The following is a 278-nucleotide window of genomic DNA, read 5'->3' as shown; positions in this document are numbered from 1 at the left end:
GACTAACCTAAAAAAATGAGACACTATAAAACACCTTCGAAATGGTACACTTAATAAAAGTGCTAAATCGGAGGTGTTTTTGCGTGGGCAAAAATGTATATTCAAGTGAAACCAAATGGGCAGTAGTGAAAGATAAAATGAGCGGGCAGTTTACAAATCAAGAATTAATGGATAAGTACGGAATTAAAAATGTATCTCAAATCAAGACATGGATGAAATGGTTCCGTGAGAATGAAGTACATCGATTTAATCAGCCGATTGGAAAACAATATACATAT

Annotated in this window: 1 pseudogene; it reads left to right on the top strand. The window is 33.8% G+C overall.

What is annotated here, in order from left to right:
• Positions 1 to 83: 83 nt before the first annotated feature.
• Positions 84 to 278, top strand: a pseudogene (locus tag ABES02_RS29635) (hypothetical protein); the annotation flags it as partial.

It is taken from the genome of Neobacillus pocheonensis, from assembly GCF_050477905.1.
Taxonomy (GTDB): Bacteria; Bacillota; Bacilli; order Bacillales; family Cytobacillaceae; genus Neobacillus; species Neobacillus pocheonensis_A.
This window is presented reverse-complemented; position numbering and strand designations above follow the sequence as displayed.